At 66.4% G+C, this 13,228-nt stretch carries 7 protein-coding genes; 6 read left to right on the plus strand and 1 reads right to left on the minus strand.

Features of this window, described 5'->3' with window-relative positions; all coding sequences use genetic code 11:
• The first annotated feature begins 13 nt into the window (after window positions 1-13).
• The 6 genes from ACFQVC_RS02980 to ACFQVC_RS03005 all read left to right on the plus strand — a co-directional run bounded on the left by ACFQVC_RS02980 (window position 14) and on the right by ACFQVC_RS03005 (window position 8,428).
• Entirely contained in the window at window positions 14-1,156 is a 1,143-nt protein-coding gene (locus ACFQVC_RS02980) for an FxsB family cyclophane-forming radical SAM/SPASM peptide maturase (RefSeq protein WP_381826065.1), read from the plus strand.
• Window positions 1,157-1,262: 106 nt separating this feature from the next.
• Window positions 1,263-1,739, plus strand: coding sequence for a cyclophane-containing RiPP N-acetyltransferase HaaN (gene haaN, locus ACFQVC_RS02985; RefSeq protein WP_381826067.1), 477 nt, complete (start codon window positions 1,263-1,265; stop codon window positions 1,737-1,739).
• Between the two features lie 304 nt (window positions 1,740-2,043).
• Window positions 2,044-2,565 (plus strand): hypothetical protein, encoded by a 522-nt coding sequence (locus ACFQVC_RS02990; protein WP_381826069.1) that lies wholly within the window; start codon window positions 2,044-2,046, stop codon window positions 2,563-2,565.
• A 24-nt stretch (window positions 2,566-2,589) separates the two neighbouring features.
• Window positions 2,590-3,237: a hypothetical protein gene (locus ACFQVC_RS02995; RefSeq protein WP_381826071.1), complete on the plus strand. Its 648-nt coding sequence runs from the start codon at window positions 2,590-2,592 to the stop codon at window positions 3,235-3,237.
• Window positions 3,237-7,991: a putative T7SS-secreted protein gene (locus ACFQVC_RS03000; protein ID WP_381826073.1), complete on the plus strand. Its 4,755-nt coding sequence runs from the start codon at window positions 3,237-3,239 to the stop codon at window positions 7,989-7,991. Before ACFQVC_RS02995 ends, ACFQVC_RS03000 begins: the two co-directional genes overlap by 1 nt.
• A 5-nt stretch (window positions 7,992-7,996) precedes the next feature.
• On the plus strand, window positions 7,997-8,428 hold the full coding sequence (locus ACFQVC_RS03005) for a hypothetical protein (protein WP_381826075.1): 432 nt from the start codon (window positions 7,997-7,999) through the stop codon (window positions 8,426-8,428).
• A 643-nt stretch (window positions 8,429-9,071) separates the two neighbouring features.
• Here ACFQVC_RS03005 and eccCa read toward each other — a convergent pair.
• The gene (gene eccCa, locus ACFQVC_RS03010; protein WP_381826077.1) at window positions 9,072-13,043 is read right to left on the minus strand and encodes a type VII secretion protein EccCa; all 3,972 of its coding nucleotides are present in this window, start codon (window positions 13,041-13,043) and stop codon (window positions 9,072-9,074) included.
• Window positions 13,044-13,228 lie beyond the last annotated feature (185 nt).

Here is a 13,228-nt window from a genome sequence, read left to right on the forward strand (position 1 = left end):
TCACCGCCGCTTGATGACACCCATCAACCCCCCGTTCCGGGCCTTCATCCTCAAGGTCGCCAACCGCTGCAACATCGACTGCGACTACTGCTACGTCTTCAACTCCGAGGACCAGTCGTGGCGGAAGCTGCCCACCAGGATGAGCGTGGAGGTGGCCCGTACGGCGGCGCGGCGTATCGCGGAGCACGCCGCTGTCCATGGACTGAAGTCCGTTGATGTGATCCTGCACGGCGGTGAACCACTGCTCGCCGGCCCGCGCCACTTGGGGGAGCTGCTCGGTGTTGTCCGGGACGAGATCCCGGACGACACCGAGCTCCGCTTCGAGCTCCAGACCAACGGGACCCTGCTCTCCGAGGCCTGGCTGGACCTCTTCGAAGAACACAAGGTCGCGGTCGGCGTCAGCCTCGACGGCCCACCTGAAGCCAACGACCGCCACCGTCTGACCCAGGCCGCCCGCTCCAGCGCGCGCTCCGCAGTCCGCGGCATCGAACTCCTGCGAACCCGCCCGCACCTGTTCGCCGGCCTGCTCGCCGTGGTGGATCTGGCCAACGACCCGGTCGAAGTCCACGACTATCTGGCGTCGTTCGCGCCCCCGACCATCGACTTCAACCTGCCACACGGCACTCACGACACCCCGCCTCCGCGCAGCGACCCCTCGGTGCCCGAGTACGGCCTGTGGATGTCCCGCCTCTACGACGCGTGGCTGGCCCGCCCCGAGTGGCAGCACAGCATCCGCATCCTCGAGGACATCGTGGCCCTCAGCTCCGGCGTGCGTGGAGCAGTCGAGACGGTCGGACTGGCACCTTCGGCCAGCGTTGTCATCGAATCGGATGGCACAGTCGAAGGTCTCGACACCCTGCGGTCGGTGGAGGAGGGAGCCTCCTGGCTGGGCGTCGACGTCACCCACGAGTCCTTTGACGACGTACTGCGCCACCCCAAACTCCAGTACCGCCGGCAGGGCAAGGCCGCGCTCGCCGAGGAGTGCCAGGGATGTGAACTGGTCGAGGTCTGCGGCGGGGGCTATCTGCCGCACCGCTTCAGCACCACTCGCGGGTATCGCAATCCTTCGGTGTACTGCGAGGACCTGGCCCACCTGATCCGATATGTCCAGGCCTCGATGGGGCAGCACGGCTGGAGTGTCGGAACACCGGCATGACGGGGTTGGACCTGACGCCGGTTCGGCGAGCCCCGCCAGACCAGGCGTCAGCACCACGAAGGACACACGTGAAGAACAATAGCCAGAGCAACAACAGGAGACGTCGATGACCGTGACCATCCGTCCCGTCGACAAGCGGGACATCGTGGCCGTGGCCGAACTCATCGAGGAGATCGAGCGGTTCTACGGGACCACTGAGATCCAGCCCTTCGAGGAGCGGCAGACTCAGGTCGAAGAGGCCCTCTTCGGCTCTCCGCCCCTCGCATCGGCGCTGGTCGTCGAAGATGACGCCTCCGGGGAGCTCGTCGGTCTCGCCGCGTACTCGTTCCTGTGGCCGAGCGCCGGATCGACCCACTCCATGTTCCTCAAGGAGCTCTACGTCCGCGACACTCTCCGCCGCCAAGGTGTCGGCGGCCGCCTCATGCGCGAACTGCGGGCCATCGCCCAAGCCCGCCCCGGCTGCAGCCGACTGGAATGGATGACAGACCGGACCAACCCCGATGCCCGGGCCTTCTACCGGTCTCTGGGGTTCGAGGAGTACGACGGAAAGATCGTCTACCGGACGCCGATCGGAAACTCGTAACGGGTGCACGCGATCCCGCATGTGGAGCGGTCGGCCTGAAGGGGCGGTGCTGGGTTCCGCTGATGACGAGCGGACAGGTCCTACGGACCTGCGCGGGGCCCAGCCTCTGGCCGGTAACGCATTGCATTCGATAATGCGTACGTGTGAGGGTGTCGGCATGGTTGAGCACGGGGGTGACATCTCGAGGCCAGTGCGGCCGTCGAGACTTGCTGACCTGCTGGACACGTCCGGGCCGACAGGTGCGGAAGGGCCGGGGGCGGAACCCGCAAGGGGGCGAATCGGCCAGGCCTCATCTCCGGGGGAGGTGTCGCAGCCGTCGCCCGCCGGTGGCCTCAGTGACTTCGAGCCATCGGCAGCCCACGCCACCCCGGCTCAGGGCGCAGCCCGTGACACCACTGTCGACGCGCAGGCGGCTCGTGCGCGCCGGGAGTTCGCCGCTCTGCTCGGTGAGTTCCGGCGCCGCCCGGTTCTGGTGCCGTTGACCTCCGGGGCGGATGAGGACGTGGCTGAGGCGGGGCTGTGGACGGCCGACACGGGCGGGGTGAGGTGGATTCTCGCCTTCTCGGATGAGTCGGCGTTGGCGCGATTTGCTCTTGCACGGGGTGCGGGTTCTGTGGAGTGGACGTACCAGCAGGTGCTGGGTGCTCGTCTGCTGGATGTCGCGGTGCCCGCTGTGGCCGCGGAGGGGATGCCGTGCGGGGTGGCGCTGGATGCGGCCGACGGCGCGGAGGGCGTGCTGTTCCCGCCCCTGGAGGGCATCGTGCCGGATGCGGTGGCGGTGGACCTGAACGACGACGTCGGCGGCGGCGTACCGCAGCAGAGGTGATCATTTTCGGGGGAGTGTGCGGGGATGGACTGGAAGGAACTGGCCGCCGACGGTCTTGGTGACATCGAGCGGGGCATCAACGCTGCGCTGGACGAGCTCAAGGAGCTCGGCATGGTCGGCGAGGCGGGCGCCGGGCGCGGCTTTGAGGAAGTATCCCTGACTGGTGTGCAGTTGGGGCATGCCGGGCTGGCGGAGGCGTTCGGGTCGTTCTGTGAGCGCTGGGAGTGGGGCGTGCGGACGCTGATCGCGGAGGGCAACCGCTTCGCGCAGGGCGTCGGCTTGAACGTCGGCACGTATCACGAGACCGAGCAGTACGTCGAAGGCACCTTCAAGATCGGTGCGAACTCGCTGTTCGGGAACCCTTATGCGACGGAGGAAGAGGTGACGTCCAAGAGCTGGGATCAGCTCAAGGACAACCACGCCTTCGCGAGTGCCGATACTCCCGCGGACGTCCTCAAGGCCAAGGAGAACATGATCCAGGGCTGGCAGGACGCCGGCCGGGACGCGGCGACGTCCCCGCTGACCGATCCGCTGACGGGCGCGGCCCGCGACGCCTCGGGAATGACCGATGAGCAGTACGAGGCGGGCCTGGACGAGGCGTTCGGGCCGTCGCCGCAGGAGCGGGCCGAGGCCGCCGAACGTCAGGCGCTGCGGGACGGGGGCGACAGCTGATGGTCAGCTTCGGGGATGTCGGCGACGCGTTCAAGAACGCGGGCAACGCCGGACTCGACAAGCTCGGCGATGTCGTCGACTCCGGCAAGGAGAAGCTCGGCGAGGGCGTCAACTGGGCCACCGACAAGGCCGGCGGGGCGCTGGACGCGGTCGGTGCCGAGGGCGTCGCGGACGACGTAGAGGGTTGGGGCGACAAAGCGGCGTCGGAGTTGGGCGCCAAGGTGGGGGAGCAGCAGCTCGGCCAGACCGATGACCCCAAGCTCCTTGTACATGGCAGTGCGGCCGAGATCCGGGCGAGCGCCCTGCACCTGGGGGACTTCTACAAGGCGTTCGACCGGGTCGGCGACGGCATGCGGCGCCTGGATTCCTCCCGCTGGCGCGGCGAGGCCGCCGAGGCGTTCCGCAGGACCTTCGAGATGCACCCCACCAAGTGGCTGCACGCCGCGGACGCCTGCGGCAAGGCGGCCACGGCCCTGGAGCGGTATGCCGAGACGGTGGAGTGGGCACAGCAGCAGGCCGCGGACGCGATCGCGCTGTACAAGCGGGGCCAGGAGACCTCGCAGCAGGCGGTCGCCGCGTACAACAAGCGCGTTGACACCTACAACGCGGCCGTCCAGGCGGACCAGGACCCCGGCCCGCGCCCGGAGCCCTTCTCCGACCCGGGCGAGGCCGACCTCAAGCAGGCCGCCGACCTGCTGGCCGAAGCGCGCCGCCAGCGCGATGACATGGGCAGGGTCGCGGCCGACGAGGTGAAGGCGGCGCTGGAGCACGCGCCGACCGAGCCGGCGCCGTTGGACAAGCTGGCCGCGAACACCGTTGACCTCGCCCAGAGCGCGGGCACGGAGCTCACGCATGTGGCGGGCGGTGTGATCAAGGGTGGGGCGGGTCTGGTCAACTTCGGCCGGGGCCTGTTGCCGATGGACCCGTACAACCTGACGCATCCCGTCGCGTACATGCAGAACGCCAGCATGACCCTGTCCGGCCTCGTGTCGAGCGTGGCCCAGCCGCAGCGGACGGCGAAGAACGCCCTCGACGCGTTCAACTCGGACCGCTCGGAGTTCATCGGGCGGCTACTGCCCGAGCTGGCCAGTACCAAGGGGGCGGGGTTCGGGCGGGCCGGGTTCCGGACCGCGGGGAAGAACGGGCTGGAGGGGGCGGCTGAGACCGGTGCCAAGCCAAGCGCGCGCGACGGAGTCTCCCGAAACCCCGCCGAGCCGTCGAGGCAGCCCGAGGCCGTCGAATCCAGGCACACGGACCCGATCGACCTGGCCACCGGCAAGATGTACCTGCCGCAGACCGACGTCACTCTGCCCGGCGTTCTGCCACTGATTTTCAAGCGACGGGTGGAATCCGGCTACCACCTGGGCCACTGGTTCGGCCCGTCCTGGTCCAGCACCGTCGACCAACGCCTGGAAGTCGACTCCGAAGGCATCATCTTCATTCATGACGACGGCCTGCTCCTCGCGTATCCTCACCCCGCCCCCGGAGTGCCGGTCCTGCCCAGCCACGGCCCCCGCTGGCCCCTCGACCGGGCGTCCGACGGCGCCGGCTACACGATCACCGATCCCGTGGCAGGCCGGGTCTGGCACTTCACCGACCGCAACGAGCACCTGTCGGTCCTGGAGCAGATCGACGACCGTAACGGCAACTGGATCACCTTCTCGTACGACGCTGAGGGTGCACCAACGGAGATCGCGCACTGTGCCGGATACCGAGTAAGGGTCACCACCGATGGGGAACGAGTCACCGCCCTGCATCTAGCTGGGGCGGGAATGGGCGGAACGGATCAGGAACTGATCCGCTATGGCTACACCGAGGGCAATCTCACAGAGGTCACAGGCTCCTCCGGCCTCCCGCTGCGCTTCGCCTACGACGACGCCGGCCGCGTCACCTCGTGGACGGACACCAACGAACGCAGCTACACCTACGAGTACGACGCCCAGGACCGCTGCATCGCCGAGGGCGGCACCGAGGGCCACATGGCCCTGCGCCTCGACTACGACAGCAGCGACCCCGCCACCGGACTGCGGGTCACCCGCGCGGTCACTGGCGGAGGCCACGAACGCCGCTACGTGATCAACGACATCCACCAAGTGGTCGCGGAGATCGACCCGCTGGGCGCAGTGAACCGGTACGAACGCGACCGCCACAATCGATTGCTGTGCCACACCGACCCTCTCGGTCACACCACGACATTCCGGTACGACGAGGCAGGCAACCTCACCACAGTCATCCGTCCGGACGGCCGTGAGACGCGCGCCGAATACAACGAACTCGGCCTGCCGGTAAAGGTTGTGAACCCGGACGGCACTGTCTGGCGCCAGGAGTACGACGCTCGTGGCAACCGAACGGCAACAACTGCGTCATTGGGCAGGACCACCCACTTTGCCTACGACGAGGCTGGCCGTCTCACAGCAGTGACGAACGCTCTCGGCGTGATGTCCACTGTCCGCTGCGATGCTGCCGGTCTCCCCGTGGAGATCACGGGCCCGCAGGGGGTGGCGACCCGCTACAGGCGTGACGCATTCGGCCGGCCGGTCGCGGTGACGGATGCGCTGGGTGCAACCACGCTGCTCGAGTGGACGGTTGAAGGCAAGCTCGCCCGCCGTACGGCTCCCGATGGCTCGACCGAGTCCTGGGTGTACGACGGCGAAGGCAATTGCACGGCGCACACGGACGCTATGGGCGTGACGACGTCCTACGAATACACGCACTTCGATCTTCTGAAGGCCCGCACAGAGCCGAACGGAGTGCGCTACGAATTCGACTACGACTCGGAACTCCACCTCACGCAGGTCACCAACCCCCAGGGCCTGACGTGGAGGTATGACTATGACCCGGCCGGTCGCCTGATAGCGGAGACCGATTTTGACGATCGGGCGCTGGCGTATACCTACGACAGTGCGAATCGTCTGACCTCGCGTACGAATGGTCTCGGCGAGAGAATCACCTACGAGCGCAACGCACTCGGCCAGTTGGCGAGTAAGAACGTCGAGGGGCGGGTCACGACCTTCGAATACGACCTCACGGACCAGCTCGCTCAGGCGACGGGACCCAACGTTTCGCTGACTTTGCTGCGTGACAGCCTAGGGCGCCTCAAGTACGAGACTGTCAACGGTCGTAGGATCTCGTTCAGCTACGACGCCTTGGGTCGTCGCACAAGCCGCACCACACCAACAGGAGCGACGAGTAGCTGGACATATGACGCGATGGGAAATCGTGCCGCGCTCGTGGCATCCGGCCGCACCATCGCGTTTGAGCACGATGCGGTCGGCCGTGAACTGACCCGTCGCATCGGCGATACGGCTCCCGTTTCCTTCACGAACACTTTTGATCCTCTGGGGCGTCTCGCCGCCCAATCAGTGACAGGAGCGGATGGCGGGTCGATCCAGCGCCGCGCGTACCAGTACCGCAGCGATGGCAAACTCATCGGTATCGACGACCAGCTCAACGGAGCCCGCCATTTCGGCCTGGACACGGCGGGTCGTATCACGGCAGTGCACGCGGTGGGGTGGACGGAGTCGTATGCCTACGACACCGCCGGAAACCAGACAAGTGCCTCGTGGCCCGACACGCACCCAGGCCACGAGGCTTCAGGACTGCGCACGTACAACGGGACCCGTATCAAGACCGCAGGAGGCATTCGATACGAACACGATGCCCAAGGTCGCGTCGTCCTACGTCAGAAGACCCGACTGTCCCGCAAACCGGACACCTGGCGATATGCCTGGGACGCGGAGGACCGACTGACGTCGGTGGTCACCCCCGACGGCACGACATGGCGGTACCTATACGACCCACTCGGGCGACGCACGGCGAAACAGCGCCTAGCATCGGACGGTTCTGGAGAAGTAGTAGAGCAGGTCGACTTCACATGGGATGGCTCGACGCTGTGTGAGCAGACCAGCCGCACCTCCGTAGCCTCCCCATCAGCTGTCATCCTCACCTGGGATCACCAAGGCCAGCGTCCCATCGCTCAAACGGAACGCATACTCGCCGGCGAAGAGCCACAACAGGAAATCGACAGCCGATTCTTCGCGATCATCACAGACCTGGTCGGTGCCCCCACCGAACTCCTCAATGAGCAGGGGGACATCACATGGCGTACGCGAAGTACAGTGTGGGGAACAACAGCCTGGAACCATCGCAGTGCAACGGCCTATACGCCACTGCGCTTTCCCGGGCAGTATTTCGACGCGGAGACGGGCCTTCACTACAACTACTTCCGAACTTACGATCCGGAAACCGCCCGCTACCTAACGTCTGACGCTCTTGGGTTGGCCCCGGCTCCCAACCCCAACACTTACGTCCAGAATCCCCACACCCAGGCCGACCCCCTAGGGTTGGCCCCTGACTACTCGGAAGAGAAGCGTGGACCGTTCGACTTTCGAGAACCCAACCCTGCGCACCCCCCGAACAGCTCAGTCCTTGACGCGATGAGGCAAGCTCCTGTCGGCGGAAACATCGACTGCTCGGAGATCGCCGAGTACATCATGCGCAGATCCGACGGTGACGGGAAGATAATCAATTTCACAACGCATTCGGGCGAGGATGTTCGCATCCCCTCGGAAGGTGGAAGGGTTGTGACGGATTACAGGTACCACGACGTCTATACGGATGGGCGGTACGTCTATGATCCGGAGATGTCGCAGAACCCGATTCCTCTTGGTGACTACAAGAGGGCACTGCGTCATCTCAACCAGGGGGAAAAGGTAGTAATTGGGGATGGCGGGTATGACGGTCCGCTGTTCTAAGTTCCGTGATGGCTCTGGAGGCCTGCTTCGTGTCTGCTCGTAGTAATCGCATCCGGCAGATCCTCGGAGAATTTGGCGAACTCGGCTGGTATAAGTCCACGCCGTCGGAGCACCCGATGTACGGATACCCGCAGGTTCCCTATATTTCCTGGCGCTACAAGGATCCCGATGAAGGTCTGGGTGTCATGATCCAGCGTGTCTTCGATGAGGTGCCGACGGATGTCTCGTGGTCCTTTGATGCGTCGAGCAGGAATTGGCTGTTGGCGCCCAGCAGGCTACTGGACGAGGCTTCAAAACTGGGCAGGAGGGGATTCTCCGAGGCCTTGGTGCAGATCATGGAGGCGGACCCTGAGTTCTGCATTAGTGCCAACTCTGATCTCGACCGGATGCTCAATGCGTTGGAAGACAAGGCTCAGGGGATGAGCTCTGAAGTGTGAAACGCGAAAAGGGAGTTGGGGTTCTCTCGTTTCTGGGGGGATAGTCCTGGTAGGGAATCCCGTTTACGTTCACTGCGGGCAGGGATGGGGTGCTTCGGTACCAGGAGAAGGGCTGGGCTTGAAGGATGTCACCTAGCCTACGGAACTGTATTTGAGTGACTTCTTGACCGATCGCGACACCAAATGTGCGTGGAGCTCGATCGAGGCTGTCAGCGAGTAGCCTTTCCCCAGCCCGGCAGGCGCGGCACTTGAAGAACAGAAGGAACTGGTTGAACTTCATCAACCCGGTCTGGTGGTTCCACTTTGTAACGGCATCCAAGGGTAGGCCGAAAAGGGCAGATCAGTATCGCTGAGCCACTTACCGCGACACGTGTGCAGCTGGATCAGATGCAGCACCAGCAGTCGCTATCTCAGCTTCCGCCAACGTAGGACCGTTTGAGCGGGGGACGCCGCGCCGTTGTCGACTCCAGCCCCTTCGAAGGAGAGTGGGACCGTGCCTCTGGGGCGGAGTAGCTCTACCTCAAGGCGCGAAGCGGTGCTTGCTTCACTTTAAGTCGTGCGGGTTGCATAGGGGTGGCAGGATCGAGAAGCCGGTGGTTCGCAGCTCTGTCTTGGTGAATCATCGGCCTTCGACTCTTTCAGATTACCCTTCCAGGGCCACCAACCCTGTCTGCACCAACGGATTCCCTCGCCGCCGTGAGACGAAGATGCCTCGCCCCGGTGGCATCGGTCGCGGCCTTACGTTGCCGAGGATGTCGCCCTCGTTGGGGTCGCCGGAGAGCACGACTCCCTGTGCTCCGAGTTCCTTGATGCGTTGCATGAAGGGTTCGTAGGCGGAGCGGCCGGCGCCGGCTGTGTTGCGGGCGATGATGAAGCGGACTCCTACGTCGCGGGCGAAGGGGAGGAGTTCGGTGAGGGGGGCCAGGGGGTTGCCGGTGGAGTTGGAGACGAGGTCGTAGTCGTCGATGACGACGTACACCGTGGGGCCTTGCCACCAGCTGCGGTCGCGGAGTTCTTGGGCGGTGACGTCGGGGGAGGGGGTGCGGCGTTTCATGAGGCCGGCCAGGGCCTCCATGTGGTGGTCCATGGCGTTGGACATGGGGATGTACTCGGCCAGGTGGGTGCGCGGCGTGGCGTCGAGCAGTGAGCGGCGGTTGTCGACGACGAACAGTTTGCAGGTGTCGCCGTCGTAGCGGTCGGTGAGTTGTTTGATGAGCAGGTGGAGCAGGTTGGACTTGCCGGATTCGCTTTCGCCGAAGACGAGGAAGAACGGGTCCTGTTCGAGGTTGAGGAAGACCGGTTCGAGGTTGTTCTCGTCGAGGGCGAAGGCGATGCCGCGCTCGGGTTCCGTGCGGCCCGCGGGGAGTTGGGCGAGGGGGAGTTCGCGGGGGAGCAGGCGGACGGCCGGGGCCGCGGGTGCTGTCCAGTGCTGGGCGATTGCCTTGGCCATGGCGGCCGTGGCCTCGGACAGGTCGGTGTCGGTGTGGGTGCCGTCGATGCGCGGTATTGCTGCCATGAAGTGCAGGGATTCCGGGCTGATGCCGCGGCCGGGGACGCCGGTGGGGACGTTGGCGGCCTGCTTGCGGTCGAGTTCGGAGTCCATGGTGTCGCCGAGGCGGAGCTCCAGGCGGTTCATGAGGAGGTCCTTGAGGTTGGCGCGGACCTCCATGGCGCGTGAGGCGGTGAGGACGAGATGGATGCCGTAGCCGAGGCCGCGGGCCGCGATTTCGAGGACAGCGGACTCCAAGGCCTCGTATTCCGTGCGGAAGTTGCCCCAGCCGTCGATCAGGAGGAAGACGTCGCCCCAGGGCTGGTCGGTGACGGAGATGTCGCCTCGGGCGCGCATGCGGCGGTAGGTGGCGATGGAGTCGATGCCGGCGCTGCGGAAGTACTCCTCGCGGCGGGTGAGGATGCCGTACACCTCGGCGACCGTGCGGCGTACGCGTTCGGGGTCGAGGCGGGAGGCGACGCCGCCGACGTGCGGCAGGTCGGAGATTGAGGCCATGCCTCCGCCGCCGAAGTCCAGGCCGTAGAACTGGACTTCCTGTGGGGTGTGGGTGAGGGCGAAGGCGGAGGCGAGGGTGCGCAGGAGCGTCGACTTGCCGGATTGTGGGCCGCCGATGATCTGCATATGGCCGGCGGCGCCGGAGAAGTCGCGGTAGAGGGTGTCGCGGCGTTGCTCGAAGGGCTTGTCGAGTACGCCGAGGGGGACGATCAGGCGGCCTGCGCCGTCGTAGCCGGGCTGGGTCAGGCCGCGTCCTTGGACGGTGGCGAGGCCGGGTAGCAGGGCGTCCAGGGGCGGTGGATTGTCCAGTGGTGGCAGCCATACCTGGTGGGCGGCAGGGCCCTGTCCGTCGAGCTGGCGGACGATGACGTCGAGCACGGTGTCGGTCAGCGCGTCACCCTCGGCTGGGGTGCGGGGGTCCGGGACGAGGGTGCGGGGATCGGGCTGTGCGTACTGCACCGGTACGGGGGCGGCAGTGAAGGGCACGGGGCGGCGGTCGACGGGGAGTTGTCCGTCCGGTGTCACCGAGCGGTCGGAGGCGGGGCGGTGCGGGCCGGAGACGTAGGCGGCCTTGAAGCGGGCCGTTTCGTCGGTGCCGTACTTGAGGTAGCCCGAGCCGGGGACGTTCGGCAGGTGGTAGGCGTCCGGGACGCCGAGCGCGGCGCGTGACTCGGCCTCGGAGAAGGTGCGCAGACCGACGCGGTAGGAGAGGTAGGTCTCCAGGCCGCGCAGCCGGCCCTCCTCCAGGCGTTGCGAGGCGAGCAGCAGATGGACGCCCAGGGAGCGGCCGATACGGCCGATCTGGACGAACATTTCGATGAACTCGGGCTTGGCCGTGAGGAGTTCGCTGAACTCGTCGATGACGATGACCAGGGACGGGATGGGGTCCAGGGCGTGACCGGCGGCGCGGGCCTTCTCGTAGTCCGTGATGTTGGCGAAGTTGCCGCTCTGGCGCAGCAGTTCCTGGCGGCGGTTGAGTTCGCCGCGGATGGAATCGCCCATGCGGTCGACGAGGGTGAGGTCGTCGGCGAGGTTGGTGATGACCGCGGCGACATGCGGCAGGTCGGCCATGCCGGCGAAGGTGGCGCCGCCCTTGAAGTCCGCGAGGACGAAGTTGAGGGTCTGGGAGGAGTGGGTCACAGCGAGGCCGAGGACGAGGGTGCGCAGCAGTTCCGACTTGCCGGAGCCGGTGGCGCCCACGCACAGGCCGTGCGGGCCCATGCCTTCTTGGGCTGCTTCCTTGAGGTCCAGCATGACGGGGGTGCCGTCCTCGCCGACGCCGATGGGCACGCGAAGGCGGTCGGTGCGTGAGCGGGGCCGCCAGGTGCGGCTGACGTCTACGGACTCGGCGTCGTCCAGGTTCAGCAGGTCGGTGAAGTCGAGGTTGGCGAGCAGGGGTTCGTCGGAGTCGCTGCCCGAGGCCATGTAGAGGGGGGCGAGTTGAAGGGCGAGCGCTTCGGCCGCCTCGTGGCTGAGGCGGTCCGGTGTGCCCTCGTAGACCAGGCCGTTGCCGGATTCCAGGCGCAGCAGGTTGGGGTGTACGTCGACGGAGAGGCCGCCGCGGGTGCCGCTGGGCCTGCCGGGCAGGATCTCGATGACGGTGACGCCCTGGAGCCCTTCGGCCGCGGCGAGGGCGGACATGGGGGACAGGGCCTCGCCGTCGAGGATGACGACGAGGTGCGGCTGATCGAGGAGGGGCTGGCCGCCGGGCTGGAAGCGGGGGCGGCCTTCGAGCCGGTCGGCGAGGAGGTTTTCGAGCTCGGCCGTGGTGGAGGTGATGAGGCGGCTGCGGCCGGCACCGTCGGTGTCCTTGCCCTGGACGTGGGGCAGCCACTTCGTCCATTCCCAGCGGTCCGCGGTGTCGCGGGCGGCGGTGATGCCTACGACCAGGTCCTCGGGGGAGTGCAGGGAGACCAGGGAGGCGACCAGCGCGCGGGCCGAGGCTCGCACGGACATCTCGTCGCCGCTGATGGTCACGTGGTAGAAGGCGCGCAGCGAGACCGCCAGGGGCAGGCCGTCCATGGTGCTGTGCGCGCTGAGGAATTGGCGCATGGCGCCGGCAGTGAGGGGTTCGAGCTCATCGACGGGCGCGGTCTCGGGCGCCACCAGCGGGGTGGCGAGCTGCTGGCTGCCCAGGCCGATCCGTACCTGCCCGAAGTCGTCGTCACTGATCCGGCGCTCCCAGGTGCGGCTGCCCTCGGCGACCAGGGCCCACAGCTGCTCGGGGGCGGGATGCAGATAGAACTGGGCATCGCGCTGCAGCCGCGCCGTCTTCGTGACCGAACGCCTCGTTTTTGCCAGGTACTTTAGGTAGTCGCGCCGCATATCGGCGAGCTGGCCCTGGGTGCCCCGGCGATAACGCACCAGCATCGCAATGCCCATACCGAGCGTGGCGGCAATCATGACCACGCCCATGACCTTCATGATCGGGTTCGGGGTCATGAAGAAGAAGACGACGGAACCACCCATGCCCAGCATCGGAAGCAGCTGCATGAGCGCGCCCTCCTGCTGTCCTCGCGGCAGTTCGGGCGGGGGTTGCAACTGCACCGGGCCTGCGGGCACTTCGGGCGGCAGGGCGCGCGGCGGTCGCTTGACGACGATCTGGCTCAAAGCTCACCCATCCCCTCGGTGGCTGGAAATAGCCCCTCGCACCCCCGTGGCACCGGCTCCAACCGCTGGGGATCCTACTGGCGGACACCGACACCGTGAGCGGTAGGGTGACGCGACGCGTGTACGCACCCGCGAACTATCAATAAAAATCAGGGCCATTCGCGGTCAATGGGGATAAGGGCGAG

It is taken from the genome of Streptomyces monticola (assembly GCF_042665355.1).
Classification (GTDB): Bacteria; Actinomycetota; Actinomycetes; order Streptomycetales; family Streptomycetaceae; genus Streptomyces; species Streptomyces monticola.

Coding starts and splice junctions, on each gene's coding strand:
- ACFQVC_RS02980 (WP_381826065.1), top strand. CDS start 14: ATGACACCCATCAACCCCCCGTTCCGGGCCTTCATCCTCAAGGTCGCC.
- haaN (WP_381826067.1), top strand. CDS start 1,263: ATGACCGTGACCATCCGTCCCGTCGACAAGCGGGACATCGTGGCCGTG.
- ACFQVC_RS02995 (WP_381826071.1), top strand. CDS start 2,590: ATGGACTGGAAGGAACTGGCCGCCGACGGTCTTGGTGACATCGAGCGG.
- ACFQVC_RS03000 (WP_381826073.1), top strand. CDS start 3,237: ATGGTCAGCTTCGGGGATGTCGGCGACGCGTTCAAGAACGCGGGCAAC.